Here is a 26287-nt window from a genome sequence, read left to right as displayed (position 1 = left end):
GGGTTTACTGCACCGACGAGGAAACGCGAGTGGACCAGGCCACAGCAAGGGCCAATGGCAAGCCGGTGGATCCTTTTCGGACCGGGCGGGTTCGCCCGGTGTTCAGGGGACCCGTCCGGGACGCCCGCTCAGGACGGCCGCTCCACCAGTGCCGCTGGGGGCTCGTCGTCCATCTCGAAGGCCAGCGGGAAGGGAGCGTGGCCGGCCAGCCGGAACCAGCGCACCTTGCGGTGCTCGCGCAGCCTGCGAGCGGCTCCCACGGCATCGTTGTGGAAGCGGCGGGCCATCGGGACCCTGCGGACCGCCTCCGCCAGCTCACGGACCGCCTCCTCGCCTCCTGGGGCCTCCCGCACGGCCTCCACCTGGGCCGGCTCCCCGAAGACCGCGCGCAGCGCCTGGCTCAGCTCGCTCTCGGCGACCTCCCGCTGCTCCTCCTCGGCCTGCCGGGCCGCGTGCGCGGCCTCGTACAGCACGATCGAGGCGGCCGGGTCCAGCACGCCCGAAGTGGCCAGCTCCTGCGCGACGGAGGCCCGGCGCAGCAGCTGGGCGTCGAGCGCGGCCCGTGCGGCGTCCATCCGCACGTGCAGCCGGTCCAGCCGCCCGGCCGTCCAGCTCAGGTACACGCCGATCGCGACGAGCACGACGAGGATCCAGATCAGGGTTGCGGTCACGGCCGAAGGCTATCGGCTGCCGCCGCCCGCCCTTCAGGGCGATCCCGCACCGCCTCCGGCCCCTTCGGCGGCGTCCCGTCCGAGCCGGGCTCCGGGTGCGGTCGTACGGTCTCCGCGGCCTCAGTCGCGGGCCAGCCCGAACCGGGCCCGCAGCCCCGTCGTCCGTTCGTCGGCCGCGACCGCCGCCGCGCCGGCCGTGACCGTCTCGTAGACGGAGAGGATGTCGGCGCCGACCGTGGCCCAGTCGAAGCGGCGCACGTGGGCGCTCCCGCGCCGGCGGAGCTCCGCGCGGCGGGCCGGGTCCCCCAGGAGCCGTACGGCGGCCTCGGCGAGCGCGTCGGCGTCCTCGTTGGCGAACACCTCGCCCGCCTCGCCCTGGTCCAGGACCTGCACGAAGGCGTCCAGGTCGGAGGCGAGCACGGGGGCGCCCGCGGACATCGCCTCGACCAGGATGATGCCGAAGCTCTCGCCGCCGGTGTTGGGGGCGACGTACAGGTCGACGCTGCGCAGCAGGCGGGCCTTGTCCTCGTCGCTGATCATGCCGAGGAACTCCACCTGTGCGCGCAGCTCGGCGGGGAGGTCCTCGACGGCCGCCTCCTCGTCGCCCCGGCCGGCGACCAGCAGCCGGGTCCGCGGGCGGGCCGCCAGGATCTTCGGCAGGGCCTTCATCAGCACCGGCAGGCCCTTGCGGGGCTCGTCGATGCGGCCGATGAAGCCGATCGTGTCGCCCTGCCACTCCGCCTTCGGCTCGGCCTTGGCGAAGAAGTCCACGTCGACGCCGTTGGGGATGACCACCGCGTCCCCGCCCAGGTGCTCCACCAGCGTCCGGCGGGCGTACTCGCTGACCGCTATGCGCGCGCTGATCTTCTCCAGGGCGGCCTGCAGGATCGCGTACGCGGCGATCATCGCGCGCGAGCGCGGGTTGGAGGTGTGGAAGGTGGCCACGATCGGGCCGGAGGCCGCCCAGCAGGTCAGAAGGCCCAGCGAGGGCGAGGCCGGCTCGTGGATGTGGACCACGTCGAAGGCGCCCTCGTGCAGCCAGCGCCGTACCCGCGCGGCCGACAGGAAGCCGAAGTTCAGGCGGGCCACGGAGCCGTTGTACGGCACCGGGACCGCGCGGCCGGCCGAGACGACGTACGGCGGCAGCGGGGTGTCGTCGTCGGCCGGGGCGAGGACGGAGACGTCGTGGCCGAGCCGCAGGAAGTACGCGGCGAGGTCGCGGATGTGGAACTGGACGCCACCGGGCACGTCCCAGGAGTACGGGCAGACGATCCCGATTCTCACGAGGGTCCCTTCGCGGGGTCGAGGTCGGCGAGCCACAGGCGCTGGAGCATGTGCCAGTCCTCCGGGTGCTCGGCGATGCCGCCGGCGAAGGCGTCGGCCAGCGCCTGTGTCATGACAGACGTCTTCTCCGCGCGCGTACCTGACTCGGGTACCTCGACCGGGGGGTGCACACGGCCCTGCATGACGGGCGAGCCGTCGTACCAGAGGGTGACCGGCAGCAGCAGCGCTCCGGTCTGCTGGGCGAGCAGGGCCGGCCCCGCGGGCATCCGGGTCCGCTCGCCGAAGAACTCGACCTCGACGCCGGAGGCGGACAGGTCGCGGTCGGCGACCAGGCAGACCAGGCCGCCGTCGCGCAGCCTGCGGGCCAGGGTGCCGAACGCGGAGCCGCCGCTGTGCGGCAGGACCTCCATGCCGAGGCCCTCCCGGTAGGCGACGAAGCGGTCGTACAGCGTCTCGGGCTTCAGCCGCTCGGCGACCGTCGTGAAGGGCGTCTCCAGCGCGGTGGTGACCCAGGCGCCGGCGAGGTCGTAGTTGGCCATGTGCGGCAGGGCCAGGACCACCCCCTTGCCGGCGGCCAGCCCGTCGGTGAGGAAGTGCAGGTCCTTGGGGTCGAAGCCCGACTTCACGCGTTCCCGGCTCCAGGCCGGCAGCCGGAAGGACTCCATCCAGTAGCGCAGGTAGGAGCGCATACCCGCGCGGGACAGCTCGCGCAGGCGCTCGGGGCCGGCGTCGGGCAGCACGCGCGCGTAGTTGGACTCCAGGCGCTGTACGCCCTTGCCGCGCTGTTTCCAGGCGAGGTCGGCGATGGTCTGCCCGAGGCGGACCGCGACGGGTTCGGGGAGCTTCTTGACGGTGCTCCAGCCGAGCCCGTACAGCGCGTCGGTGAGCCGTTCGCCGGCGCTCACTTCGCCGCCTCGGCGCCGTGCTGGGCCGCCGCCTCCGCCTCGGCGGACTCGCGGCGGACGGTGACGACGCGCTGGACCAGCGTGACCAGGCTGCCGGCGGCGACGATCCACAGCGCGATCGGCAGCAGCCATTGGATGCCCGGCACGCCGAACGCGTGCAGGCCCGCGAAACCGGCCGCGACCAGCGAGATCACCAGCCGCTCGGCGCGCTCCACGAGGCCGTTGACGGCGACCGGCAGCCCGATGGACTCGCCGCGCGCCTTGGTGTACGACACCACCTGCCCGCTCGCGAGACAGAAGATCGACACGGCGCACAGGACGTTGTCGTTCCCGTGGCCCGCGTACCAGAGGGCGAAGCCGCCGAAGATGGCGCCGTCCGCGACCCGGTCGAGGGTGGAGTCCAGGAAGGCTCCCCAGCGGCTGGAACGGCCCAGCTGGCGGGCCATGTTGCCGTCGACCAGGTCGGAGAAGACGAACAGGGTGATCACGACCGTGCCCCAGAAGAACGCGCCCTGGGGGTAGAAGACCAGCGCTCCCGCGACCACACCGGCCGTGCCGATGAGGGTGACCGTGTCGGGGCTGACGCCCCGGCGGATGAGAAACGCGGCGAACGGTGTGAGGACACGCGTGAAGAATGCACGCGCGTACTTGTTCAGCATGGCCTTCCCGACGGTCGTGTCGCCGTGGCCCCTGGTGGCCTCCGGCTGGCCCATCGTAGCCACGCGCGCGTGTGCGTGGCGGGCGGGCACCCGCAGCCGGTCGCGCGGACCGGTGCGCGCCGCCGTGCGCGGGGCGCACGGAGGGCCGCCGCTGGGCCGCGGCTGTCGTTCGTATGGACGCAGCGTGACGGGAGTGGAAAGCTCGAATAACCGCGGGCGTCGCCGGAGCCGCCAGTGCACGCGGGTCCCGCGTGTCCGCGCCCACAGTGACCTCACCGTGCACGGGAGGCAGGATCATGGGCGACAAGACTCAGACACACCCCGGAGCCGCCGGCAGGGCTCTGGAGGCCGACCAGCCCGCGTCCGTACGGAACGTGGTGCTGGTCGGCCACTCCGGTTCGGGCAAGACGACTCTGGTGGAGGCCCTCGCGCTGACGACGGGGGCGGTGAACCGGGCGGGCCGCAAGGAGGACGGCGGCACCGTCTCGGACTACGACGAGATCGAGCACCGGCAGCAGCGCTCGGTACAGCTCTCCCTGGTGCCGGTCGAATGGGACGGCATCAAGATCAACCTGCTGGACACCCCCGGATACGCCGACTTCGTCGGTGAGCTCAGGGCCGGTCTGCGCGCCGCGGACGCGGCCCTCTTCGTCGTCTCGGCCTCGGACGGCGTGGACGGCTCCACCCGGATGGTGTGGGAGGAGTGCGCGGCCGTCGGCATGCCGCGCGCGATCGTGATCACGCACCTGGAGGCCGCGCGCGCGGACTTCGAGGAGATGACCCGGATCTGCGCCGAGGCATTCGGCGGGGACGACCCCGACGCGGTGCTGCCGCTGTATCTGCCGCTGCGCGGCCCGGAGGGCCCCGACGGGCACGCGCCCGTGACCGGGCTGGTCGGGCTGCTCACGCAGAAGCTGTTCGACTACTCGGCCGGGAAGCGCGAGGAGTCCGACCCCGGCGAGGACCAGGTGCCGGACATCGAGGAGGCCCGTAACCGGCTCATCGAGGGCATCATCGCCGAGAGCGAGGACGAGACCCTCATGGACCGCTACCTCGGCGGCGAGGAGGTCGACGTCAAGACGCTGATCCAGGACCTGGAGCGGGCCGTGGCGCGCGGCTCGTTCTTCCCCGTCCTGGCGGCCGCCCCCGCGCCCGAGGGCGCCAAGCAGGGACTCGGCACGGTGGAGCTGCTGGAGCTGATCACCCGCGGGTTCCCGACGCCGTTCGAGCACCCGCTGCCCGAGGTCACGACCGTCGACGGCAAGCCGCGCGAGCTCAAGCCGTGCGACATCGACGGTCCGCTGGTCGCCGAGGTGGTCAAGACGTCCTCCGACCCCTACGTCGGCCGGATCTCGCTGGTCCGTGTCTTCTCCGGCACCCTGCGACCCGACCAGACGGTGCACATCTCCGGTCACGGGCTCGCCGACCGCGGTCACGAGGACCACGACGTCGACGAGAAGGTCGGCGCGCTGTCCATGCCGTTCGGCAAGCAGCAGCGCCCGGTGACGCACGCCGTCGCCGGCGACCTGGTGTGCGTGGCCAAGCTGGGCCGGGCCGAGACCGGGGACACGCTCTCCGCCAAGGACGACCCGCTGCTGATGGAGCCCTGGCGGATGCCCGACCCGCTGCTGCCGCTCGCCATCCAGGCGCACAGCAAGGCCGACGAGGACAAGCTCTCCCAGGGCCTGGCCCGGCTGGTGGCCGAGGACCCGACCATGCGCCTGGAGCAGAACCAGGACACCCACCAGGTGGTCCTGTGGTGCCTGGGCGAGGCCCACGCGGACGTCGCCCTGGAGCGGCTGCGCAGCCGCTACGGCGTCCAGGTCGACGTGGTGCCGCACAAGGTGTCCCTGCGGGAGACGTTCGCGAACAAGGCGACCGGCCGCGGCCGCCACGTGAAGCAGTCCGGCGGGCACGGGCAGTACGCCATCTGCGAGATCGAGGTGGAGCCGCTGCCCGGCGGCTCGGGCATCGAGTTCGTGGACAAGGTGGTCGGCGGCGCGGTGCCGCGCCAGTTCATCCCGTCCGTGGAGAAGGGCGTGCGGGCGCAGGCCGCCAAGGGCGTCGCCGCCGGGTATCCGCTCGTGGACGTGCGGGTCACGCTGGTGGACGGCAAGGCGCATTCGGTGGACTCCTCCGACGCCGCCTTCCAGACGGCGGGCGCGCTGGCGCTGCGCGAGGCCGCGGCGGGCGCGAAGATCCATCTTCTGGAGCCGGTGGCCGAGGTGTCCGTGCTGGTCGGCGACGACTACGTGGGCGCCGTGATGAGCGACCTGTCCGGCCGCCGCGGCCGGGTGCTCGGCACCGAGCAGGTGGGCTCCGGGCGGACCCTGATCCGGGCCGAGGTGCCCGAGTTCGAGATCGGCCGGTACGCCGTCGACCTGCGCTCGCTGTCGCACGGCACGGCGCGGTTCGACCGCGCGTACGCCCGGCACGAGCCGATGCCGCCGCAGATCGCCGAAAGGATCCGTGAACAGGCCGGTGACAACGGGTAGTCCAGCACCCCGGGCCGGGTGTGCGGGCGGGCGGCTTCGGCCGTCCGCCCGCCGGTTGTCGGTGGCGGCGACTACGCTGATCACCTGATCGCGTCGTGCCGCAGCCGTCCGGTTGTGACGGGTAATCGACGCGACGGCCTGTTCAACAGGTGTGCGGAGCGAGGAAGGCGGGAAGGCCGCAGAAGCGACACCGGCGGCGATGGGGGCGGGAATGTCGTTGGGAACGGAGTGGGACGGACCCCAGGTGCCCGTCTCGGGCGACGAGGGCCAGGCGGCGACCGCCGCGCTGGCTTCCGCGGCGTACCGGGACAGCCCGATGGAGGAGATCAAGAAGGCCGACAACGAATGGCACGAGTCGACCCTCAAGCCCGGCAGAATCGCGCTGCTGCGGCCCAATCTCGGTGAGGCGTTCTCGCGCGCCGTGATCACCCGGATGCTCGCGCCCGGCCGCAAGCCGCTCATCCAGTCCTTCGGCTCGGAGCCCCAGTTCGTCGTCGAGCACTGCCTCGCGGCCAACAACATCCGCCGGGAGCGCGACAACCGGCTGACCGCCGTGACGCTGCTGTGCGGGGTGCTCTTCCTGCCCGGGCTGCTGGGCTGGCTGCTCGTCTTCCAGCTGCGCACGTTCGTCGCCACCCGCGAGGACAGACGGGCGGGGGCGCTCGCCACCGTCCTCCTCCTCGGCGTCGGCCTGCTCGCCGCGCTGTTCCTGATCAAGATGCCGTTCGGCGGATTCTGGGGGTGGTACGCGCGCGCCTGCGTGGTGGTGCCCGTCCTCGGCTGGTTCTGGGCCAAGCAGATCTGCGAGCGCACGGCCAGAGACCTGCGGGCCCGCTGGGACGGCCTGCTGTCGGGCACCAGCGTCGGCGCCAAGGTCCCGGAGGCGGTGCCGCGCGGACCGAACCAGACCGCGGCCGAGGAGCTGCGCCAGTCACTGGCCCGGCTCAGCGCCGAGCAGCAGTCCAACTCGGTCTTCTACGCCGGCCCCAAGGGCATACTCGGCATGGGCACACGCTGGGGTTCCTGGCAGCTCGCCGAGGACCTGGTGCCGGCCGACCCGTCCCGGGAGATCCACCCGTTCCGCAGCTGGGACGTCATACGCGCGATCCACGACCAGCTCGCCCTGCTGGAGCGCGGCCCGCTGAACACCGGCGGTTTCCCCAAGCCGTCCATCAAGCACTGGATCGTCACGCCGATCGGCGAGAAGGCCACGGAGGTGTCCCGCCCGCAGGGCACCGACGTCGAGGCCTTCCAGGTCAAGCCGCACGCGATACAGGAGATCTGCAACAAGCAGCAGTTCGGCAGCGGCGACCGGCACTACCTGGGCGTGCAGTGGACGCTGTGGGACGGTCAGCTGGTCATCACCATGCTGATCACGGTGACGGTGCTGCACGAGACGCTGCGCATCGAGGTCACCGGGCACGCGCTGGGGCCGGTCAACTCGCTGTTCACCTCCAAGCCGGAGCCGCCGAGCAAGGAGGTCGCCAAGTCCCTCAAGCCGTGGGAGACCCGCAAGGTCATGCTGCCGCTGGCCACCACCGACGAGGTGGTCCGGCTGGCCACGCGCGCCCCGCTGACCTGGTATCCGCCGCTGCTCAACTGGCTCGGCGGCCAGCTGGTCCTGCCCGAGCCGTTCGGCCTGCGGCACGCCTGGGCCGACCAGCCGTGGCGGCACCGCTTCATGGCCGACGACGCGCTGCGCGCGGCCACGCCGGTGCTGCGGGTGGTGCACGCGGCGGCGATGAGGGTGCTGGAGGAGAACGGCGTGGACACGGAGAAGTTCGGCACGCGCTCGGGCGTCCTCAGCGGGCTGGTGCAGGACCCGACACCGACGAAGGCCGACCTGTACGACGCGTGAGCGGTGCCCTCGGCGGAGGGCACCGGAGCGACTACGCCGGCCAGGCCTCGGCCAGCATCTTCCTGGTGTCCGCCAGCAGCTGCGGCAGCACCTTGGTGTGGCCGACCACCGGCATGAAGTTGGTGTCGCCGCCCCAGCGCGGGACGATGTGCTGGTGCAGGTGGGCGGCGATGCCGGCGCCCGCGACCGTGCCCTGGTTCATGCCGATGTTGAAGCCGTGCGCGCCGGACGCGCTGCGCAGGGCGGTCATGGCCTGCTTGGTCAGCTCGGCCAGCTCGGCGGTCTCCGGACCGGTCAGCTCCGTGTAGTCGGCGACATGGCGGTACGGGACCGTCATCAGATGGCCGCCGTTGTACGGGTAGAGGTTGAGCACCGCGTAGACGTGCTCGCCACGCCGGACGATCAGTCCGTCCTCGTCGGACTTGGCCGGGATCGTGCAGAAGGGGCAGCCGTCGTCGGCCCCGGGACCGGTCGGCTTGCCCTCGCCCTGGATGTAGGCCATCCGGTGGGGCGTCCACAGGCGCTGGAACGCGTCCTGCGTCCCCACTCCGATCTGCTGCTCCGGCTCACTCGTCATGCTGTGCAGCATATGGCGTCACCCCCGCCGACCGGGAAAGGCCCCCGGGATCCACTGGGGTCCCGGGGGCCTGTCCGCGCTCTTCACACGGGGTGGATCAGACCTGGACCCGGTCCTCCACGACCTTCGCGATCTTGGCGATGGCCTCGTCGAACGGGATGCCGTTCTCCTGGGAGCCGTCGCGGTAGCGGAAGGAGACCGAGCCGTTCGACATGTCCTCGTCGCCCGCGATGACCATGAAGGGCACCTTCTGCTTCTGGGCGTTGCGGATCTTCTTCTGCATGCGGTCCGAGGAGGAGTCCACCTCGACGCGCAGGCCCTTCTTGCGGGCCGCCGCCGCGAACTTCTCCAGGTACTCCACGTGCGCGTCGCCGATCGGGATGCCCAGCGCCTGCACCGGCGCCAGCCACGCCGGGAAGGCGCCCGCGTAGTGCTCCAGCAGGACCGCGAAGAACCGCTCGATGGAGCCGAACAGGGCGCGGTGGATCATGACCGGGCGCTGCTTGGAGCCGTCGGGACCGGTGTACTCCAGGTTGAACCGCTCGGGCAGGTTGAAGTCGAGCTGGATGGTCGACATCTGCCAGGTCCGGCCGATCGCGTCCTTGGCCTGGACAGAGATCTTCGGGCCGTAGAAGGCGGCGCCGCCCGGGTCCGGGACCAGCGGCAGGCCCTGCTTCTCGGCGACCTGGCGCAGCGTCTCGGTCGCCTCCTCCCAGACCTCGTCGGAGCCGACGAACTTCTCCGGGTCCTTGGTGGACAGCTCCAGGTAGAAGTCGGTCAGGCCGTAGTCGCGCAGCAGACCGAGGACGAAGGTGAGCGTCTTGTCCAGTTCCTCGGACATCTGCTCGCGGGTGCAGTAGATGTGCGCGTCGTCCTGCGTGAAGCCCCGGGCGCGAGTCAGGCCGTGCACGACGCCCGACTTCTCGTACCGGTACACGGTCCCGAACTCGAAGAGGCGCAGCGGCAGTTCGCGGTAGGAGCGGCCGCGCGCGTCGAAGATCAGGTTGTGCATCGGGCAGTTCATGGGCTTGAGGTAGTAGTCCACGCCCTCGTCGAGCTGCATGGGCGGGTACATGCCCTCGGCGTACCAGTCCAGGTGCCCGGAGGTCTCGAAGAGCTTCCCCTTGGTCGCGTGCGGGGTGTAGACGAACTCGTAGCCCTCCTCCTCGTGCCGGCGGCGCGAGTAGTCCTCCATGACCCGGCGGACGATGCCCCCCTTGGGGTGGAAGACGGCGAGGCCGGAGCCGATCTGCTCCGGGATGGAGAACAGGTCCAGCTCGGTGCCGAGCTTGCGGTGGTCGCGCTTCTCCGCCTCGGCGAGGAAGTCCAGGTACGCCTTCAGCTCGTCCTTCGACGGCCAGGCGGTGCCGTAGATGCGCTGGAGCATCGGGTTCTTCTCGCTGCCGCGCCAGTAGGCGGCCGCGTTGCGCATCAGCTTGAACGCCGGGATCAGCCGGGTCGAGGGCAGGTGCGGACCGCGGCACAGGTCCTTCCAGCACAGCTCGCCGGTCTTGGCGTCCAGGTTGTCGTAGATCGTCAGCTCTCCGGCGCCGACCTCGACGTCCGCGCCGTCGTCGGAGGAGGCGGAGCCCTTGAGGCCGATCAGCTCCAGCTTGTACGGCTCGTCCGCCAGCTCCTCACGGGCGGCCTCGTCGGTGACCACACGGCGGGAGAAGCGCTGCCCGCGCTTCTGGATCTCCTGCATCTTCTTCTCGATGGCCTTGAGATCCTCGGGCGTGAACGGCTTGTCGACGTCGAAGTCGTAGTAGAAGCCGTCCTTGACGGGCGGGCCGATGCCCAGCTTGGCCTCGGGGAACAGCTCCTGCACGGCCTGTGCCATGACGTGTGCGGTGGAGTGGCGCAGGATGTTCAGGCCGTCCTCGGACGAGATCTCGACGCCCTCGACCTCGTCGCCGTCGGCCAGCTCGTACGCCAGGTCCTTCAGCTCGCCGCCCACGCGCGCGGCGATGATCGAGCGCTCGCCCGCGAAGAGGTCGGCGGCCGTAGTGCCCGTCGTCACCACGCGTTCTTCCCGCTCGGAATCGCGTTGGATGATCACACGGACGTCTGACACCGGTCTCTCCTGACTGAAGGTGGGTGCGGCGCCGTACCAGGAGCGCGCGCACAGGCGATCGTACCGACCTCACGGCGCCGACCGCGAAACGGTCACCCTCAGTCCTCGTCCCCGTACTCTCCTGGCTCCCTGTCGCCGCACGCCTCCTCGAAGAAGTCGAGGTTCTCCTGCAGGGACTTCATCAGCCGGTCCCGCTCCCCCTCGTCGACCTGCACGGGTACGACGCCGGAGGCGCCGGTGAGCCGCCGGAAGCCGCCGCGCCGCTCCAGCCGGCCGTGCACCCGCACCGGGAGTCCGACGAGGTGGGCGTGGCCGGCGATGCGGTAGTCCTCCTCGTCCAGGGTGACGCGCACGTGCGGCACGTCGGCGCCCGCGAGGACGCGCAGCCGCACCGTGCCCGCGCCGCCGGGTCCGGAGCGGCGCATGCGGACCACGGCGCCGGTGATCCGGACCGGCACGGAGGGTTCCTCGCGCAGGTAGCGGGCGGCGGCCTCGCGCAGGACGGGCAGGTCGCCGGGTGAGAACTCGACGGGTTCGGCGGAGGGGGCGCAGCCCTCGGGGACACCGGCGCCGGGCGCCCAGGCGACGGCGATCCGGGCGCCCTCGGTGCCCCGGACGAGCGCGGCCAGCGCCTCGGTCAGCTCGCGGCTGACGCCGGCCTCGACGGCGCCGTCGAAGGCGTCCATACCGCCGGTGGCCCGCCGGTAGTCGACGGCCTCCCGGGCGGCGTACAGGGCCTGGTGGAGGCGGACGGCGAGCGGGCGGCCGGTGGGCACGGGCACGAAGGCGGTGAGACGCCGGCCCTCGGCGGCGGGGCCGACGAGGACGTCGTCCAGGAGCGCGGCGGCCGCACGGCGGTGGCGGGCGCCGTGGTAGCCGGCACGGGCGCGTGTGGCGAGCGCGGCGGCGAGCAGCATCTGCCGTGCGGCGCCGCGCAGTTGCTCGTCGGCCGACCAGGGCGCGGCGCCGACGGGTCCGCTCGGGGTGTCCCGCCACCAGCGGATCTCGTCGCTGGGCACGGCGAGGGAGATCAGCACCTCGCGCGCGGCGGGGGTGTGGCTGCGGGCGAGAGCGTCGAGGGCCTCGCCGAGCAGGTCGTCGCTGTCGGGGAAGGCCCGGCTCTCCGGCACCAGCAGGCTGGTCCCGCCGCCGCCCGGTCCGGGCGGGGTCCAGCGGCCGTAGCGTCCCGGGGCCCCGCCGCGCCGCTGCCAGCCGTGCCGGCGCAGCAGGGCGCCGAGCACGGCGGGGTCGACCCGGCCGGGGTCGGGCGGCCGCTGCCAGGCGGGGTCGTCGGGATGCGGCCGGACCTGGCGCGGCGGCTCCTCGTACGGACGGCTCCTCATGGCCTGCCTCCCGTCCCGACCCGCGTCATGATCTCGCACAGCGCCCGGTCGTCGAAGATGCGCGAGGTCGGGATCCGCACGGTGGTCCGGTGCCGGCCGGTGACGGCGTGACCGGCCAGGTTGACCCAGTAGCAGCAGTGCCTGAGGTCGAGCCGGTCGTGGCTGGCGCGCAGCCAGTCGTCCTGGGAGCGCGGGACGAGCATCACGACGAGGATCTTGTGCACCGAGACGGGTGTGCGGGCGAGCTTGCGCAGATGGTCGTTGTCGAGGGTGAAGGAGAAGGAGCGCCCCGGAGGGTTCGGCGCGACCTGGTACGTGGCCTTGAGCTGCACCTTGATGGTGACCTCGTCGTCGACGGTGTGCCCGGGCGCGCTGTGGCTGACATGCCAGTCGATGCCGTTGTCCGGGAAGGGCTGGGACAGCGAGCATCCCGCCGCGGCGGCGACCGCGTGGAGATAGCCGACCTGCAGTGTCTCCATGCAGGCGGTGGTGGCGAGCGTGCCGCGAAGGGGGCCCGTGCGATCGGGCAGCAGCCCGCCCCGCTCGGGCTGCGCAATGGCCATGACCAACAGCCTTCCAAGCCAAGTGTTTCCCCGCTGAGGGCCGCTGAACAGCAAAGACCCGTACTCCTGTTGTCTCCGCCCGGCGTACGGCGCAAACGGCCCGGGTATCACCAAACGGGCAGAAGACGGAACGTCACCTGCCCCGGGTGAACGAGGAGTTGGGTTGGGATGACGTACTGGTACGAGGGGCCGCTGGCCGCCTTCGACACGGAGACGACGGGCGTGGACGTCGAGACCGACCGGATCGTGTCGGCCGCCGTCGTCGTCCAGGACGCGCCGGGCACCCGGCCCCGGGTCACCCGGTGGCTGGTGAACCCGGGCGTGCCGGTGCCCGAGGAGGCCACGGCGGTGCACGGTCTGACGGAGGATCACCTGCAGCGCAACGGCCGCTGGCCGGCGCCGGTGATGTACGAGATAGCCGAGCAGCTGGCGGAGCACGCGGCGATGGGCCGCCCGCTGGTGGTGATGAACGCGCCCTTCGATCTCACGTTGCTGGACCGGGAGTTGCGCAGGCACCGGGCGTCCTCGCTGGACCGGTGGTTCCAGTCGGCGCCGCTCAGGGTGCTGGACCCGCGGGTGCTGGACAAGCACCTGGACCGCTACCGCAAGGGCCGCCGCACCCTGACCGACCTGTGCGAGCACTACGGCGTGACGCTGCAGGGCGCGCACGACGCGGCGGCGGACGCGCTGGCCGCGCTGGACGTCGTACGCGCCCTGGGCCGCCGCTTCGCGACCCGTCTGGAGCGCCTGACCCCCGCCGAGCTGCACACGCTCCAGGCCGGCTGGCACGCGGCGCAGGCCCGCGGTCTTCAGGCGTGGTTCGCGCGCAGCGGCTCGGACGAGATCGTCAGCACGGACTGGCCGCTCAGGCCGGAGCTGCCGGCCGCGGCCTAGGCTCAGCGAGGCACGGCCCGGGCACCGCGCCCCGTACGGCGGTCACCAGGAGCGCCTCCGCCGCCCGCCCCGCCGCCGACAGCCGCGGGGAACCTCCTCCGCTCGAGCCGCCGCCGGAGGACGCCGTCGTGGAGGCGAGCGCGGCCGAGGCGACGAGTCCGGCGGCCGGCGCCGGGCCGGGCCGCACGGCGTGCGAGGACGGCCGCCGGGTGGGCACGGCGGTCGTCTCGACGGCATGCCGCCAGGTGTCGTCCAGGCCGAGGGCGACCGCCCAGGCCGTGCAGAGCCGCACCTGGTCGTCGTCGAGCGGTTCGGTGCCGGGATGGGCGGACGGGTCGGCGGGATAGCGCCGGAACGCCTCGACCCGCAGCCACTGGGCGCTGCCGTCGGGGGTGCGCCGGTGCAGCTCCCAGGCCTGCCGCGCCATCGCGAGCCCGGTGCCGAAGAGGACCGCGCCGGCGACGAGCACGGGTCCTCCGGCCGCATGGCGGCTGCCGCCGAGGCCCGCGCCCACCACGGCGATGACGAAACCGAGCACGGCGCCGGCGATGCCAGCGTACCGTCCGGCGCGTGCCCGGCGCACGGACGCCGCGTCCCACAGACCGCTCGCGGCCTGCCAGTCCTCGAGGCGGCGCGCCAGCAGCGACCAGCCAGCCTGGAAGGTCGTGTCGTACCGGCTCGGCGTGATCTCGTCGCGACCGCCGAAGAGGCACCCGAGGACCTCGCCGGTGACCGGGTCCGGGGAGCCGGTGTCCCTGGTGCGGCGCCGCAGGCCCGGGGCGTGTTGCTCGCCCGTGGCATCAAAAGGGCCGGCCCGCTGCTGCGGACCGGCCCTTTCCCGGTGGGCGATACTGGGTTCGAACCAGTGGCCTCTTCGGTGTGAACGAAGCGCTCTCCCACTGAGCTAATCGCCCGGGAACGCACTGAACAATACAGGCCCCGGCGCCGATCCTTCAAACCGCTTGCAGGTGCCGGAGCAGTCCGCGGCGCCCGGACCGCATCATCAGGCGGTGGTTGGCGCGGAAGACCGCACGGCCGGGTACGGCGAGCCGGCGCAGCAGCGGCTTGTGCACGTCCACTTCCTGCTCGTAGCGGGCCAGGGTTCCCGGGCCTTCGGCGGTGACGGTCCAGCGTGCCCGGCCCTCGATGTCACCGGACAGGGCGACCTCCAGCACACCGGCGTCGGGGTCGCGGCGGATCCGCCGCGCGGTGAAGGTCATGGCGTACGGCAGCACGGACCGGACGGTGATCACACCGGTGTCGGCGTCCAGCCTGGTCACCGACCGCACCTGCGGCCACCAGCGCGGATAGTCCTCGGGCCGCTCCAGCACCGCGTACACGTCGGCCGGCGGCGCGGGCAGGGGCCACAGGCTGCGGAAGCGGTAGTGGTTCCAGTCCATGCCGGGAGTGTGCCCGGCCGGGGCGGATGAATCTGAGTACGCGTACTCATGCGCCGTACCGTGACGCGGGCCACACTCTTCGGGGAGCGCCGCCGCCCGTGCGCCGGCGCTCCCCCCAATCACCGGCTACGACGGCATCCTGTCGCGGAGCAGCACCAGGTTCTCGATGGCCGCGAGGCCGTACAGCGCGGTGTCGTTGCTGGACACCCGGCTCGCCTCGCTGCCCTCGACCAGGGTGCCGGGCCCGGTCAGCTTGTCCGTCTTCCACGGCGCCGACCAGGGGACGCCTTGACGCGGTTGTAGCCGTCGGTCCACCACTCCGTCAGATCGGTCTTGTCGAAGCCGAGCCCGTCCTTCGTGAAGATCGCCTTGCCGTTCTGCCGGAGGCGGAGGTCGTACAGGTACATGATGGGGAAGTAGCCGGTGTCCCCGGGGACCTTCGTCCGGTCGTGGACGGTCTTCAGGGCCTTGAAGTAGTCGTCCCAGGTCCAGTCCGGGTGCGGCTCGACGCCGGCCTTCTGGAACACCTTCTTGTCGATCACGAGCGCCATGGTGTTGGAGCCGACGGGAATTCCGAGCTGTTTTCCGTAGACCTCGCCGACCTTCGTCGTTCCGGCCCGGAAGTGATCCGGAGTCAGATTACCTGCCTGCACCTGAGATCCGAGGCCGAGGAGAATTCCGCGCTTGTCGTACTTCCGGAGAAAAGTGACGGCGTTTTGGAAAACTCCGGGGGATTTCCGTCGGCGACCTGCGTCTGGAACTTCTCCCAGAAGGACGCGTACGTCTGGAAGTCGGTCTTGACCTTGATCTTCGGATACTTCTTCTCGAAGAGCGCGATGGTCTGGTTGATCTTCTTGATCCGCTCCTCGGCGCCCCACCGCGAGTAACGGATCGTCACCCTCGCGTCCCCGGAACCGCTTCCGCCGCCGCCCCCGGCGCCGCAGGTGGGCGGCGGCGGCCGGGTAAGTCACGCAGACACGTGGGATTCAGGAAGGCAGGCCCGTCAGCCAGTCGAGCAGGAGACGGTTGGTCTTTTCCGGGCGTTCCTGCTGGACGAAGTGACCGCAGCCGTCGAGGAGGTGCGAGCCGCGCAGGCCGGGCAGGGTCTCGGGGTAGGCCGCGACCGCGTCGGCCAGCCAGGCGAGCGAGGGGTCCAGGGCTCCGGCGATGAACAGCGAGGGCTGCCGGATCGGGGCGCCCGCGTGACCTGCCAGGTCCGCCCAGTCACGGTCCATGTTCCGGTACCGGTTCAGCGCCCCGGTCATGCCGGTCCGCTCGAACTCCCCGGCCAGGAAGTCCAGGGCCTCCTCGCCCAGCCAGGCGGGCGGCGGACCGGCGGGGAAACGCTCCCGCAGGGTGCCGCCACGGCCGGTGAAGTGCGGGCCGGGGGCGCCCGGCCCGGGCATGGTGCCGGCGGACAGGGCCGCGTGGAAGCCGGCGAGCCAGCCGCGCACATCCGGCTCGATCTCCGCCTCGGCCCGGCCCGGCTGCTGGAAGTACGCCACGTAGAACTCCCCCTCCCCACCCATGCCCGCGAAGATCTCACTGGGCCGGGGACCGCCGGGAGGGCTGTACGGCACCCCCAGCAGAGCCACTGCTCGGAAGACGTCCGGTCTGGTCAGAGCGGACGTAGCGGCGATCGTGGCGCCCCAGTCGTGCCCCACCACCACCGCGGACTCCTCCCCCAGCGCCTCCACCACGGCGAGGTTGTCGGCGACCAGGTCGAACATCCGGTACGCATCCACGGCCGCCGGTTTCGACGACCGGCCGTAGCCCCGGACGTCCACGGCCACGGCCCGGTAACCGGCGGCAGCCAGGGCCGGCAACTGGTGCCGCCACGAGTACCAGGACTCCGGGAAACCGTGCACCAGCAGCACGAGGGGGCCGCGGCCCTGCTCCACGAGGTGCACACGGCCCGCCGGGGAGGACACCAGGCGGTGGACGGGGGCGGGGGCGGGATTCTTGGGCCTGGCTGGTGCTGGAGTGGGGGGCGGGGCGGCGTTCTTGGGCGTGGCTGCTGCTGCGGGCGTCTCGGGCACGGGGTCTCCTGCGGAGGGCTCCGACGTCGGGTCGTCTGGGGCGTTCACGGTCACGGGGTGTGCGGGGCCGCTCAAGGGCACGGATCTTCGAGGCTGACGGCCGGCGGTGCGGGACTGTCGGTGTACCGGCTTGCCAGGTCCTGGCGTGCCGGCCGTCGCCCGAGGTGCGCGTGGTGGCGGGGCGTCGGTCCTGTCGGTTTGTCGGCTTGCCGATCTATCGCTCTGTCGCCTCTCCCGGACAAGTCGTGCGCCGGGGTGTTCTCGGCTTAAGTGCTGGTCAGGTGGGGTGGAAGGCCGGGCAGGGGCGGCTCGCGGCTGCCCGGTCGGAGCGACCGGCGAAGGGCGTCGGTCCGGTGGCGGCCGATGTGGACGATGGTGCGATGGCCGGCCCGGTGAGCACGAGGAAAGTTGCCGCTTCGGCAAAAGGAACGGTCCGTGCATGGGCCTCGGCGGACGGAGACCGCAGGTGCCGGCATCCTGCGAACGGGGACCCCACACGGCTGACCTGCAAGCCGGCGCAGCAGGACTCCACCAAGCCACTACAAGCCCGCAGCAGCCGAGCGGCAGGCAGCCTCCACCGACCCGGACAGGCCTGCAGAGGCGAGCCGACGCGGCAGGACCCCACCGACCCGCACGAGCCCGCAGCAGCCGACCAGCACAGCAGCCCACCACCACCCGCACCAGCCCCCAGCACCGACCGACACGGCAGCCTCCGCCGAGGCACACAAGCCCGCAGCAGCCGACCGGCGCGGCAACCCTGCCACCGAGCCCACAGGCCCGCGCACGCCGACGGCCCACCCGCTCTGTCGCAGGTGGGCCGTCGGTTGGGGTGGGCGATACTGGGTTCGAACCAGTGGCCTCTTCGGTGTGAACGAAGCGCTCTCCCACTGAGCTAATCGCCCGGGCTCAGGAAGAACATTACCCCATGTCAGGGGGTGCCTCCGACCAGGGCCGGGGCGGTGGACCGCCGGGCGGCGCAGGAGACGTCACTGGTGCTTGATCTTCCACGGCATGACGAAGCCGAACTTCCACGTGTAGACCGCGACCAGCACGGCCACGATCACCAGCCCGATCACGGTCAGGACGATGTTGCGACGGCGCACCTTGGGATCGAGGGCGCGCTGGGCGGCCTCGGTGACCTTGCGCTTGGTCCAGCGGAGCACGAGCTGCGCCCAGACGAACTCGGTCGCCCAGATCGCCATGCCGCCGAAGATCACCACCCAGCCGGGTCCCGGCAGCGGCAGCATCACGATCCCGGCGGCGACGACCGCCAGGCCGACCAGGAAGACGCAGACCTGCCAGCCGAGGTGCAGCATCGGGCGGGCCCTGATGAATTCCGGCGCCCGGGAGCCGAGCCGGCCGCCGGCCGCGGGTACGGCGTCCTCGCGGCCTTCTCCGCGATGCCCGTCAGGGTGCTCGTCCCCGACCCCCACGGCGGCCTCGTTCCGCCCGTCACTCCGCGTATTCATACATACAAACCCTACCGGAGTGAATCGGTCACCGGAATGGTCGTAGATCTCGTACGAGTTCTCGGCCGGAAGAGTTACGTAAAGACACGCAAAACCCTCAGAGGGGTTTACAACGGCATCGTAGGTGGCATGTCGATTTCGCCGACGTGCGAATCCCCGAGCGCACACTGAGCGAAAGGCCCTGGCGCTTATGAACACCACGGTCAGCTGCGAGCTGCACCTGCGCCTCGTTGTGTCGAGCGAGTCCTCCCTGCCTGTCCCCGCAGGCCTGCGGTACGACACGGCCGACCCCTACGCCGTGCACGCCACCTTCCACACCGGAGCCGAGGAGACCGTCGAGTGGGTGTTCGCCCGCGACCTCCTCGCCGAGGGGCTGCACCGTCCCACCGGCACCGGCGACGTCCGAGTCTGGCCGTCGCGCAGCCATGGTCAGGGCGTCGTGTGCATCGCCCTCAGCTCCCCGGAGGGGGAGGCCCTGCTCGAGGCCCCTGCGCGGGCCCTCGAGTCCTTCCTGAAGCGAACCGACGCCGCCGTGCCCCCCGGCACGGAGCATCGGCATTTCGATCTGGATCAGGAGCTCTCGCACATCTTGGCGGAGAGCTAGGCCGCGGCCCTCGAAAGCAGCCCGGTGCCGTCCACTCGGGGAGACGGCTCGGGCCAAGACAACCGCATACGGCACAGCCCGGCGCCGTCACCGTGAGCGATGCACACGGGACGGCGCCCAGGTGTGCCCGCCCGCTTCCGCCGGCCGGGTGACTCGTGTACGCCGGCGCGGGGAGGGAACCAGCCCGCGCGCCGAGGCGTTCTACCGGCAATCGAGGTCGGACTCGGACCGGTGCGGTGGGCGCGGATGTCGCTACCATCGGCCAGCATCGGCGGGCCTCGGCCCGACCCCCCAGGCCAGGGAGCGAACAGTGCTGATCACCCACGACACCCGGTGCGCGCTCGACACCGTGGTGGATCTGGTGAACACCGCGCCGGAGGACGACGCGGCGGCCGACGGACTGCCCGATGTCCCGGCCCTCGCGGAATTCGTACGAAACCACAAGATCAGCGATGTCGGCGTGCTGTCGGAGTTCGACCTGTCGGCGGTGCGCAGGGTCCGGGGGCGCTTCGCGGCGATCTTCGCCGCGCCGGACGCCCGCTCGGCTGCGGTGCTGATCAACGAGCTGGTCGCCGCGGCGGGCACCACCCCGCGTCTGACGGACCACGACGGCTACGACTGGCATGTGCACTACTTCGCTCCCGGCGCCTCCGTGGCCGACCATCTCGCCGCCGACTGCGGCATGGCGCTGGCCTTCTTCGTGGTGGCCGGGGAGCAGGAGCGGCTGCGGCGCTGCGAGGCACCGGACTGCCGGCGCGCCTTCGTCGACCTCTCCCGCAACCGCTCGCGGCGCTACTGCGACAGCCGCACCTGCGGCAACCGGCTCCATGTGGCCGCCTACCGGGCCAGGAGGAAGGAAGCGGCGGGCTGACCGGCACGGGCCGGCCGGGGCGACGTCCGTCCCGGCGGGTGACGCCGGGACGGACGTGTACGGCTCACAGCAACAGCAGGTCGTGCAGCGCAGCCATGAGGAGCAGACACCCGATCACCGCAAGGAAGATCATCAGCGGTGGCTGGGATAGGGCGAAGAGGCACCCGCGCGGCTCGTCCTTCGGCGGCGCGGCCTCGCTCTGTCTCGTGTCCAGCATCTCGCCGCAGATCATGGCGCAGATGGGGGCCTGCGCGCGATCCACACGCTCGCCGGGCGCGGGAGTTGCCGCTTGTCGCACCGTCCCGTCCGACTCGCTTCGGGTTGTGAACGATTCGGGCCGGGCGCGCGACGCTCTGTGTCGTTTCGGTCCGGGAGGGTCCTGTGGTGCACGTGCCGCGGCGCGGAGGGCCGCGGCCGTCATATGCCGTGTTTCTTGAGGATGGCCTCGATGTCGCTGAAGTCGTCGGTGGGGGCCGCCGAGCCGGTCGGGCGCGGGGCGGCGGAGCCCTTCGCGGGCCGGCTGCCGGCGCCCAGGGACGCAGCGGAGGATCCGCCCAGGGACGGAGCGGAGGATCCCGGGGCCACGGCCTCGGTCCGCTCGCTGCCGGCCGCCGCGCGCCCGGCGCGCCGGCGCTCCACCGCCCGGGTGCCGGCGAACAGCAGCCAGGCCGCGCCCAGCAATCCGAACCCCGCCCACGCGGTGGGGCTGAAGGCGGTGTGGGCGAGCCAGCCGACCAGCCCGGTCATCACCAGGCCGACCGGCACCAGTGCGTAGGCCGCGATGCGGGCCGCCGCGAGGAAACGCCTGCGGTAGGCCGTGACCACCGCGATGCCCAGGCCCGCCGCGGACACGGCGGAGCAGACGGTCTCGGCAATCATCCGGTCCTCCTGGCGGGCTGGGTCGGGCGGCGGGCAGTCGGCGGACGCTGCACACCGGCACGGCACGCCGCCTCCGTCCCCTCCATCGTGCACCGCCCCCTCCCTGCGATGCCATGCTCCAGCGGGACATCAGGGACATCTCCGGGTCGTCTCCTACTGGAGTGCCGGCCCGGGGCCGTACCGGCACATGCCGCAAAGCCAGGGCACCGGCGGCCGTACCGTCCCGATTGGGTCGGCCGGGGCCGGCCTGGAAGACTGGGCGGCATGACCGATGCCTCCCCCGAATCGACCCCCACACGCGCCGGCGCCGTCGTCCTCGACGTCTGGTGCGAGCTGCAGTGCCCCGACTGCCGTACCGCCCTCGGTGACGTCCGCGCGCTGCGGGAGCGCTACGGCGACCGGCTGGAGCTGCGGCTGCGGCACTTCCCGCTGGAGAAGCACAAGCACTCCTTCGCCGCCGCGCAGGCCGCCGAGGAGGCGCTGGCGCAGGGCCGGGGCTGGCCGTACGTCGAGGCCGTGCTGGAGCGGGTCGAGGAGCTGGACCGCGAGGGCGAACCCTTCCTGGTCGAGATGGCGCGCGAACTGGGCCTGGACGCCGAGGAGTTCGACACCGCGCTGATCGACGGCCGGCACATCCTGATCGTGGACGCCGACCAGGCCGAGGGCAAGGCGATCGGGGTGACCGGCACCCCGACGTACGTCATCGGCGGCGAGCGCCTCGACGGCGGCAAGAGCCAGGAGGGGCTGCGCGCGCGCATCGAGGAGATCGCCGACCGGCTGCTGGGCGGGGGCGCCTGACCCCGCGGACCGCCGGCGGCCGGGGCGGAACGCCTACAGCAGGGGTTTGGCGAGGGCGTGGGTCGTCGTCTCATAGCCGAGGGACTCGTACAGCCGCTCGGCGGGAGTGTTGCCCGCGAACACATTGAGGCCGAGGACCGGCCGGCCGGCCTCGATGGCCTGGCGCTCGGCCAGCAGCATGAGCGTGCGGCCGTGTCCCCGGCCGCGCTGGGCCGCGTCGGTCCCGACGTCGAACACGAACGCCTTGTCGTCCTGCAGGGCCACCCACAGCGTGCCCACGCGGGTCCCTTCGTGCTCCAGGACGCTGAAGACCATGCCGTCGGTGGCGAGACCGTGCGGCAGCAGCGCCTCGTGGTCGCTGCGGGCCTTGGCGCGTGCCGCGGCCTCGGGGACGCCGCGCTCGATCCACGCGCGCGCGTAGTGCTCGCTCTCGTGCGCGTGCCACGCGTCGAACTCCGCTGCCGTCATGGGCCGCGCCCGGCTGCCCGGCGGCAGGTCGGGCGGGGTGGTGCCGAGGCGCTTCTCCATGCCGCGGTTGCGCAGGGTGTAGCCGAGGGCGCCGAACAGCCTCAGGGCGATGCCGGCCGAGGCGGGGACGAGGGTCTCGATCTGCGTGCAGCCCCAGCCGCGCGCCACCTCCTCGGCGGCGAGCGCGGCCACCGTGCCCCGGCCGCGCCGGCGGTCGGGCTCGGCTATCCGCAGGTCGATGACGCGGGCCACCGCCTCGCCGAGGGACGGCGAGGTGCCGAGGTGGATCTCGCCGACGGGCCGGCTGTTCACGCACACCTGGTAGCGGCGGGAACGGGTGCCGTCGGGGTGCTGCTGCAGCGGCTCGACCGGCCGCAGGGTCGTGGTCATCACAGGTGTTCTACCCGTAGCCGACCGCCCAGTCAGCCCGTTTTCCGCAGCGCCGCAGGGCCGTGCCCCGGCTCAGGGGTCGAGGTCCCGCGCGGCGTGCTCGTCGAAGATCCGCATGGCCTTGGCGGTGACCGGTCCCGGGGTGCCGGGCAGTTCGCGGTCGTCGACCCGGTGGACGGCCTGGACGTCGCGCAGGGTGGAGGTGAGGAACACCTCGTCGGCGCGCCGCAGCACGTCCAGCGGCAGGTCGGTCTCCTTGGCGCCCGTCCACTCGACGGTCAGCGCGCGGGTGATGCCGGGGAGGCAGCCGGAGGAGACGGGCGGGGTGTGGATCTCGCCGTCCAGGACGACGAAGACGTTCGACCCGGTGCCCTCGCAGAGCTGTCCGGCCGTGTTGCCGAACAGCGCCTCCGACGCGCCGTGTTCGTGGGCGCGGGCGAGGGCGACGACGTTCTCGGCGTACGAGGTGGTCTTCAGGCCGGTGAGGGCGCCGCGCTCGTTGCGGGTCCAGGGGACGGTGATCACGGCGGTGGTGTCCGGGCGGCGGGCGGTCTCGCCGAGGGCGACCACGAGGGTCGGGCCGTGCTCGCCGCGGTCGGAGCCGAGCGGGCCGTGGCCGCCGGTGAAGGTGATCCGCAGCCGGCCGAGCGGCATCGGGTTCGCCTCCAGAACCGCCGCGCAGGCCTCGCGGACCTCGTCGTGGTCGGGGTCGGGCAGGCCGAGGCCCCGGGCCGAGCGGGTCAGCCGCTCCAGGTGCCGGGTGAGCGCGAACGGCCTGCCGTGGACGGCCTTCACCGTCTCGAAGACGCCGTCGCCCACGGTGAGCCCGTGGTCGAAGACGGAGACACGCGCGGACTCCAGGTCCCGCAGTCCGCCGTCCAGCCAGATCCTCATGCGCACAGCCCTCCACTCGCGTCGTACGCCCCCGACGCTACCGCGAGCAGCCGGGACGCCTTCAGCTCGGTCTCCCGCCACTCCCCCTCGGGGTCGGAACCCCAGGTGATGCCGGCGCCGGTGCCGAAGCGCAGCATCCCGGCCTCCCGGTCGATCCAGAAGGTGCGGATGCCGACGGCCAGCTCGCCCGTGCGCCGGTCGGCGTCGACCCAGCCGATGCCGCCGCAGTACGGCCCGCGCGGCGCGGTCTCCAGGGCCTCGATGATCTTCAGGGCGCTGGACTTCGGCGCGCCGGTGACCGAGCCGGGCGGGAAGGCGGCGGCGAGCAGGTCCGGCCACCCCGCGCCCTCGGCCAGTTCGCCGCGGACGGTGGAGACCAGGTGGACCAGTCCCGGGTGCTTCTCCACGGCGCACAGGTCGGGGACGGTCACGCTGCCGGTGGCGCACACGCGCCCGATGTCGTTGCGGACCAGGTCCACGATCATCACGTTCTCGGCGTAGTCCTTCTCCAGGAGGTCCGCCTCGGTACGGCCGGTCCCCTTGATCGGCCCGGACTCCACCACACGCCCGTCCCGGCGCAGGAACAGCTCGGGCGACGCGGTGGCGATCTCCACGCCGTGTTCCGGCAGCCGGATCGTTCCTGCGTACGGCGCCGGGTTGCCGCGGGCCAGCAGGGCGGTCAGGGCGTCCACGTCGGCGTCCGGGGCGACCGGCGCGCCGAGCACCCGGCAGAGGTTCGCCTGGTAGACCTCGCCGGCCGCTATGTGCCCGCGGATCCGGCGGACGGCCTCCGTGTACGCGGCCCGGTCCAGGGAGGAGGTCCACTCCCCCACCGCCGGGCCCCGCCAGCCGCCCGGCACCGGGGCGGGCACCGGCTCCCTGCGCACGTCCGCGAAGCGGGCGCAGGTCAGCTGGCCCTCGAAGTCCGCGCAGACGGCCCAGAAGCCCGTGGAGTCCAGGGCGGCCGGGTCGCTGGTGACGTCGAGCAGGCCGGTGGCGACGCGGTCGCCGAAACGGGCCAGGGCAGGCAGGACGGAGGGGTCGTGAAGCACGTGGACGAGTCTAGGTCGGGTGTCCGGCGGGTAGCCGTGTGATGTCCCCGAGGACGCTGTGACCACGGGGTCCGCCACGGTCGGCGCAGCACGCTGCGCAAACGCGTTTTTGTACTGGCCCGGGAATCCGCTAGAGTTCAACACGTCGCCGGGACGCGCAAGCGGACCGAAACGACAGGCGGACGTAGCTCAGTTGGTAGAGCGCAACCTTGCCAAGGTTGAGGTCGCGAGTTCGAGCCTCGTCGTCCGCTCGAAGGAAGAGGGGGTCTCCCGATCCCCTACACTCCTGGTGGAGTGGCCGAGAGGCGAGGCAACGGCCTGCAAAGCCGTCTACACGGGTTCAAATCCCGTCTCCACCTCCAAGGACGATTAGCTCAGCGGGAGAGCGCTTCCCTGACACGGAAGAGGTCACTGGTTCAATCCCAGTATCGTCCACTGGATCTTCTCGCAGGATCCTCGGATCTTCTTGAAGATCCCCGCCCGCGCGATTAGCTCAGCGGGAGAGCGCTTCCCTGACACGGAAGAGGTCACTGGTTCAATCCCAGTATCGCGCACTGCCTGTGATGTACGTGTCACAGCCCGCGGACGATTAGCTCAGCGGGAGAGCGCTTCCCTGACACGGAAGAGGTCACTGGTTCAATCCCAGTATCGTCCACACAGCACGAAGCCCCCGGCCGTCTCGTACGGCCGGGGGCTTTCGCCTGTTCAGCCCGGGTGTCGCAGGGTCAGCTGGAGAAGAGCATGTGCGCCCAGCTCTTGTGGTGGCCGTGGTGGTGCCCATGGCCGCCGTGGTGACCGCCGTGCGGGGCGCCCCAGGCGGGCGCGTGCGGGGCCGGGTACGGCTGCGGGGCGGGCGGGGCCGGCGGCGCCTGCTTGGACCACTGGGCCTCCAGCTGGGTCAGCGCCTCCAGCTCGCCGTAGTCGAGGAAGATGCCGCGGCAACCGCTGCACTGCTCGATCTGGACGCCGCTGCGGTTGTAGGTGTGCATCGGCGCGTGGCACTTCGGACAATGCATGGTCGGCTCAACTCCTCGCCGGTCGGTCCTGCTTCGTGGTTCCCCAGGACAGACTCCGTCCGGCCCCGGGCGGTTGCAGCCTAGCCGGTGCCTTCCGGCGGCAACTGGTGCGGAACCGGGGTCATTCGGGCACATGCGTCGACGACCGCCTGCTCCACCTCGTCCAGCGGCCGGCCGGCCGCACGCGCCTTGACGACGGCGAGGGCGGCCGTCTGCACGGTCAGCGCGCGGGCCGGCACGTCCAGGGCGGGCCAGGGGTCGCCGGCCGCGGGCACGGCCGGGCCGCCGGCCCGCCGGTACGCGCCGAGGAAACGGGTCCAGTCGTCGGGCGGGAGGAGCCCGCAGGCGTACCACGCGGCGGGGCGGGCGAGGTCCCAGGCCGGGACGCCGGCGCCCAGGTCGTCGACGTCGATCAGCCGCCAGGGCCCGTCCGGCGCCGGGTGGCGGACGAGCTGGCCGAGGTGCAGGTCGCCGTGGCAGAGGGCGGGTGCGCCGGGCATGGGGGCCTCGGCGCGGGCCCAGGCGGGGAGAGCGGCCCAGGCGGCGAGGACGGCACCGGCGGCGGGGTGCGGTCCGCCGTCCAGGGCCTTGTGGAGCCGGGCGACGGCGCGGGCGGCCTTCGCGGGGCCGCGCATCGCGGGCAGGCCGGGGGGCGGGGGTGTGCGGTGCAGCCGGGCCAGGAGGGTGGCGGTGGCCTCCCAGGGGGCCGCGTCCGGGGCGCCGGGATCCACGGGGGCGCCGTACGGCCAGAAGGTCACGAGGCGGCCCTGCAGCGGGGTGGGGGCCGGGGTGAGCGGCGGCAGCAGGACGCCGGGCAGGCGGGCGGCCGCGGCGAGGCGCCTGGTCAGCTCGCCGGGGTCGGTGCCGGGGGCGTGGGCCTTCGCGACGGTGCCGGCGTGCCGTACGACGGTGGCGTCGGGGCGGTCGGCCAGAGCGCCGCCGGCGCAGGCGCAGGGGGTGTCCTCGGTGCGGCCGGGATGGGCGGCGGCCCGGACCTTCGCGCTGAGCGCGGGGATGAGGGCGGGGGTGTCTGTGGTCAACGGTGCCTCGGCAAGGTGGGCTGCGCGGCTGAGCGTACCGGCGG

The 26287-nt window shown here is 72.4% G+C and carries 25 protein-coding genes, 7 tRNA genes and 2 pseudogenes; 11 read left to right on the top strand and 23 right to left on the bottom strand.

What is annotated here, in order from left to right:
• Positions 1-128: 128 nt before the first annotated feature.
• The 4 genes from OG956_RS30115 to pgsA all read right to left on the bottom strand — a co-directional run bounded on the left by OG956_RS30115 (position 129) and on the right by pgsA (position 3573).
• Positions 129-671 (bottom strand): hypothetical protein, encoded by a 543-nt coding sequence (locus OG956_RS30115; RefSeq protein WP_330341145.1) that lies wholly within the window; start codon positions 669-671, stop codon positions 129-131.
• 120 nt (positions 672-791) lie between these two features.
• Positions 792-1955 carry a glycosyltransferase family 4 protein gene (locus tag OG956_RS30110; RefSeq protein WP_330341144.1) on the bottom strand — a complete coding sequence of 388 codons (1164 nt, stop codon included), beginning with the start codon at positions 1953-1955 and terminating at the stop codon, positions 792-794.
• Positions 1952-2860 carry a phosphatidylinositol mannoside acyltransferase gene (locus OG956_RS30105; protein ID WP_330341143.1) on the bottom strand — a complete coding sequence of 303 codons (909 nt, stop codon included), beginning with the start codon at positions 2858-2860 and terminating at the stop codon, positions 1952-1954. Before OG956_RS30105 ends, OG956_RS30110 begins: the two co-directional genes overlap by 4 nt.
• Complete coding sequence (gene pgsA / locus OG956_RS30100) at positions 2857-3573, bottom strand: phosphatidylinositol phosphate synthase (protein ID WP_330342988.1); 717 nt, start codon at positions 3571-3573, stop codon at positions 2857-2859. The genes OG956_RS30105 and pgsA overlap by 4 nt, the downstream gene beginning before the upstream one ends.
• Before the next feature lie 242 nt (positions 3574-3815).
• Between pgsA and OG956_RS30095 the strand changes: the two genes are divergently transcribed.
• Together OG956_RS30095 and OG956_RS30090 are read left to right on the top strand one after the other, a co-directional pair.
• Complete coding sequence (locus OG956_RS30095) at positions 3816-6014, top strand: elongation factor G-like protein EF-G2 (protein ID WP_330341142.1); 2199 nt, start codon at positions 3816-3818, stop codon at positions 6012-6014.
• A gap of 211 nt (positions 6015-6225) precedes the next feature.
• Entirely contained in the window at positions 6226-7872 is a 1647-nt protein-coding gene (locus OG956_RS30090) for a hypothetical protein (RefSeq protein WP_330341141.1), read from the top strand.
• A 31-nt stretch (positions 7873-7903) separates the two neighbouring features.
• On the opposite strand, the gene OG956_RS30085 is transcribed toward OG956_RS30090, so the two are convergent.
• From OG956_RS30085 to OG956_RS30070, 4 genes are all read right to left on the bottom strand, one after another.
• Positions 7904-8461 (bottom strand): HIT family protein, encoded by a 558-nt coding sequence (locus OG956_RS30085; RefSeq protein WP_330341140.1) that lies wholly within the window; start codon positions 8459-8461, stop codon positions 7904-7906.
• Positions 8462-8546: 85 nt separating this feature from the next.
• A complete protein-coding gene (thrS, locus tag OG956_RS30080) occupies positions 8547-10523 on the bottom strand; it encodes a threonine--tRNA ligase (protein ID WP_330341139.1) in 1977 nt (658 codons plus the stop codon).
• Positions 10524-10621: 98 nt separating this feature from the next.
• A complete protein-coding gene (locus OG956_RS30075; protein ID WP_330341138.1) occupies positions 10622-11866 on the bottom strand; it encodes a hypothetical protein in 1245 nt (414 codons plus the stop codon).
• Positions 11863-12429: a DUF4365 domain-containing protein gene (locus OG956_RS30070; protein ID WP_330341137.1), complete on the bottom strand. Its 567-nt coding sequence runs from the start codon at positions 12427-12429 to the stop codon at positions 11863-11865. The genes OG956_RS30075 and OG956_RS30070 overlap by 4 nt, the downstream gene beginning before the upstream one ends.
• A 168-nt stretch (positions 12430-12597) precedes the next feature.
• Between OG956_RS30070 and OG956_RS30065 the strand changes: the two genes are divergently transcribed.
• A complete protein-coding gene (locus OG956_RS30065) occupies positions 12598-13323 on the top strand; it encodes a 3'-5' exonuclease (protein WP_330341136.1) in 726 nt (241 codons plus the stop codon).
• On the opposite strand, the gene OG956_RS30060 is transcribed toward OG956_RS30065, so the two are convergent.
• The 8 genes and pseudogenes from OG956_RS30060 to OG956_RS30025 form a co-directional block, all read right to left on the bottom strand.
• Entirely contained in the window at positions 13295-14095 is an 801-nt protein-coding gene (locus OG956_RS30060; protein ID WP_330342987.1) for a DUF2207 family protein, read from the bottom strand. The genes OG956_RS30065 and OG956_RS30060 overlap by 29 nt on opposite strands.
• A 70-nt stretch (positions 14096-14165) precedes the next feature.
• Positions 14166-14237 (bottom strand) — tRNA-Val (locus tag OG956_RS30055).
• Positions 14238-14276: 39 nt separating this feature from the next.
• Positions 14277-14723 carry an SRPBCC family protein gene (locus tag OG956_RS30050; protein WP_330341135.1) on the bottom strand — a complete coding sequence of 149 codons (447 nt, stop codon included), beginning with the start codon at positions 14721-14723 and terminating at the stop codon, positions 14277-14279.
• 126 nt (positions 14724-14849) lie between these two features.
• Positions 14850-15005: pseudogene (locus tag OG956_RS30045) on the bottom strand (exo-rhamnogalacturonan lyase family protein); the annotation flags it as partial.
• A 2-nt stretch (positions 15006-15007) separates the two neighbouring features.
• Positions 15008-15651, bottom strand: a pseudogene (locus OG956_RS30040) (ABC transporter substrate-binding protein); the annotation flags it as partial.
• A gap of 58 nt (positions 15652-15709) precedes the next feature.
• Positions 15710-16657, bottom strand: coding sequence for an alpha/beta fold hydrolase (locus tag OG956_RS30035; protein WP_330342986.1), 948 nt, complete (start codon positions 16655-16657; stop codon positions 15710-15712).
• Between the two features lie 935 nt (positions 16658-17592).
• A tRNA-Val gene (locus OG956_RS30030) sits at positions 17593-17664 on the bottom strand.
• A gap of 84 nt (positions 17665-17748) precedes the next feature.
• Positions 17749-18231, bottom strand: coding sequence for a TIGR02611 family protein (locus OG956_RS30025; RefSeq protein ID WP_330341134.1), 483 nt, complete (start codon positions 18229-18231; stop codon positions 17749-17751).
• 190 nt (positions 18232-18421) lie between these two features.
• Between OG956_RS30025 and OG956_RS30020 the strand changes: the two genes are divergently transcribed.
• Together OG956_RS30020 and OG956_RS30015 are read left to right on the top strand one after the other, a co-directional pair.
• Positions 18422-18835 (top strand): SsgA family sporulation/cell division regulator, encoded by a 414-nt coding sequence (locus OG956_RS30020; RefSeq protein ID WP_004002642.1) that lies wholly within the window; start codon positions 18422-18424, stop codon positions 18833-18835.
• 310 nt (positions 18836-19145) lie between these two features.
• Positions 19146-19706 carry a CGNR zinc finger domain-containing protein gene (locus OG956_RS30015; RefSeq protein WP_330341133.1) on the top strand — a complete coding sequence of 187 codons (561 nt, stop codon included), beginning with the start codon at positions 19146-19148 and terminating at the stop codon, positions 19704-19706.
• A 64-nt stretch (positions 19707-19770) separates the two neighbouring features.
• On the opposite strand, the gene OG956_RS30010 is transcribed toward OG956_RS30015, so the two are convergent.
• Entirely contained in the window at positions 19771-19923 is a 153-nt protein-coding gene (locus OG956_RS30010) for a hypothetical protein (protein WP_165289388.1), read from the bottom strand.
• Between the two features lie 200 nt (positions 19924-20123).
• On the bottom strand, positions 20124-20585 hold the full coding sequence (locus tag OG956_RS30005; RefSeq protein WP_330341132.1) for a hypothetical protein: 462 nt from the start codon (positions 20583-20585) through the stop codon (positions 20124-20126).
• A 264-nt stretch (positions 20586-20849) separates the two neighbouring features.
• Here OG956_RS30005 and OG956_RS30000 point away from each other — a divergent pair, with 264 nt between their 5' ends.
• Positions 20850-21383 carry a DsbA family protein gene (locus tag OG956_RS30000; protein WP_330341131.1) on the top strand — a complete coding sequence of 178 codons (534 nt, stop codon included), beginning with the start codon at positions 20850-20852 and terminating at the stop codon, positions 21381-21383.
• A gap of 33 nt (positions 21384-21416) precedes the next feature.
• Here OG956_RS30000 and OG956_RS29995 read toward each other — a convergent pair whose 3' ends face one another.
• The 3 genes from OG956_RS29995 to OG956_RS29985 form a co-directional block, all read right to left on the bottom strand.
• Positions 21417-22241, bottom strand: coding sequence for a GNAT family N-acetyltransferase (locus OG956_RS29995; protein WP_330341130.1), 825 nt, complete (start codon positions 22239-22241; stop codon positions 21417-21419).
• Positions 22242-22313: 72 nt separating this feature from the next.
• Positions 22314-23135, bottom strand: a complete 822-nt coding sequence (locus OG956_RS29990; RefSeq protein WP_330341129.1) for an aminotransferase class IV — start codon at positions 23133-23135, stop codon at positions 22314-22316.
• Positions 23132-24187, bottom strand: coding sequence for a chorismate-binding protein (locus OG956_RS29985; RefSeq protein WP_330341128.1), 1056 nt, complete (start codon positions 24185-24187; stop codon positions 23132-23134). The genes OG956_RS29990 and OG956_RS29985 overlap by 4 nt, the downstream gene beginning before the upstream one ends.
• 178 nt (positions 24188-24365) lie before the next feature.
• On the opposite strand from OG956_RS29985, the gene OG956_RS29980 reads away from it, so the two are divergent.
• The 5 genes from OG956_RS29980 (at position 24366) to OG956_RS29960 (ending at position 24842) form a co-directional block, all read left to right on the top strand.
• A tRNA-Gly gene (locus OG956_RS29980) sits at positions 24366-24438 on the top strand.
• Between the two features lie 37 nt (positions 24439-24475).
• Positions 24476-24549: transfer RNA gene (locus OG956_RS29975), tRNA-Cys, on the top strand.
• A gap of 1 nt (position 24550) precedes the next feature.
• Positions 24551-24622, top strand: a tRNA-Val gene (locus OG956_RS29970).
• Between the two features lie 47 nt (positions 24623-24669).
• Positions 24670-24741: transfer RNA gene (locus OG956_RS29965), tRNA-Val, on the top strand.
• 29 nt (positions 24742-24770) lie between these two features.
• Positions 24771-24842: transfer RNA gene (locus tag OG956_RS29960), tRNA-Val, on the top strand.
• Positions 24843-24912: 70 nt separating this feature from the next.
• Here the strand turns inward: OG956_RS29960 and OG956_RS29955 are convergent.
• Positions 24913-25203, bottom strand: coding sequence for a TFIIB-type zinc ribbon-containing protein (locus tag OG956_RS29955; protein ID WP_330341127.1), 291 nt, complete (start codon positions 25201-25203; stop codon positions 24913-24915).
• A gap of 80 nt (positions 25204-25283) precedes the next feature.
• On the bottom strand, positions 25284-26243 hold the full coding sequence (locus tag OG956_RS29950; RefSeq protein WP_330341126.1) for an aminoglycoside phosphotransferase family protein: 960 nt from the start codon (positions 26241-26243) through the stop codon (positions 25284-25286).
• Positions 26244-26287 lie beyond the last annotated feature (44 nt).

Origin of the sequence: Streptomyces sp. NBC_00557, assembly GCF_036345995.1 — a bacterium.
In the GTDB taxonomy this organism is placed as follows: domain Bacteria; phylum Actinomycetota; class Actinomycetes; order Streptomycetales; family Streptomycetaceae; genus Streptomyces.
Note: the sequence above shows the minus strand (reverse complement) of the source record. Positions and strands in the feature narration are given on the sequence as shown.

Excerpts from the sequence above, each read along its gene's own strand:
- OG956_RS30005 (WP_330341132.1), bottom strand. The coding sequence starts at position 20,585 with ATGATTGCCGAGACCGTCTGCTCCGCCGTGTCCGCGGCGGGCCTGGGC.
- OG956_RS30050 (WP_330341135.1), bottom strand. The coding sequence starts at position 14,723 with ATGGACTGGAACCACTACCGCTTCCGCAGCCTGTGGCCCCTGCCCGCG.
- OG956_RS29955 (WP_330341127.1), bottom strand. The coding sequence starts at position 25,203 with ATGCATTGTCCGAAGTGCCACGCGCCGATGCACACCTACAACCGCAGC.
- OG956_RS30075 (WP_330341138.1), bottom strand. The coding sequence starts at position 11,866 with ATGAGGAGCCGTCCGTACGAGGAGCCGCCGCGCCAGGTCCGGCCGCAT.
- OG956_RS30020 (WP_004002642.1), top strand. The coding sequence starts at position 18,422 with ATGAACACCACGGTCAGCTGCGAGCTGCACCTGCGCCTCGTTGTGTCG.
- OG956_RS29990 (WP_330341129.1), bottom strand. The coding sequence starts at position 23,135 with ATGAGGATCTGGCTGGACGGCGGACTGCGGGACCTGGAGTCCGCGCGT.
- OG956_RS30090 (WP_330341141.1), top strand. The coding sequence starts at position 6,226 with ATGTCGTTGGGAACGGAGTGGGACGGACCCCAGGTGCCCGTCTCGGGC.
- OG956_RS29995 (WP_330341130.1), bottom strand. The coding sequence starts at position 22,241 with ATGACCACGACCCTGCGGCCGGTCGAGCCGCTGCAGCAGCACCCCGAC.
- OG956_RS30025 (WP_330341134.1), bottom strand. The coding sequence starts at position 18,231 with ATGAATACGCGGAGTGACGGGCGGAACGAGGCCGCCGTGGGGGTCGGG.
- OG956_RS30010 (WP_165289388.1), bottom strand. The coding sequence starts at position 19,923 with ATGCTGGACACGAGACAGAGCGAGGCCGCGCCGCCGAAGGACGAGCCG.
- pgsA (WP_330342988.1), bottom strand. The coding sequence starts at position 3,573 with ATGGGCCAGCCGGAGGCCACCAGGGGCCACGGCGACACGACCGTCGGG.
- OG956_RS30000 (WP_330341131.1), top strand. The coding sequence starts at position 20,850 with ATGACCGATGCCTCCCCCGAATCGACCCCCACACGCGCCGGCGCCGTC.
- OG956_RS30070 (WP_330341137.1), bottom strand. The coding sequence starts at position 12,429 with ATGGCCATTGCGCAGCCCGAGCGGGGCGGGCTGCTGCCCGATCGCACG.
- OG956_RS30095 (WP_330341142.1), top strand. The coding sequence starts at position 3,816 with ATGGGCGACAAGACTCAGACACACCCCGGAGCCGCCGGCAGGGCTCTG.
- OG956_RS30085 (WP_330341140.1), bottom strand. The coding sequence starts at position 8,461 with ATGCTGCACAGCATGACGAGTGAGCCGGAGCAGCAGATCGGAGTGGGG.
- OG956_RS30065 (WP_330341136.1), top strand. The coding sequence starts at position 12,598 with ATGACGTACTGGTACGAGGGGCCGCTGGCCGCCTTCGACACGGAGACG.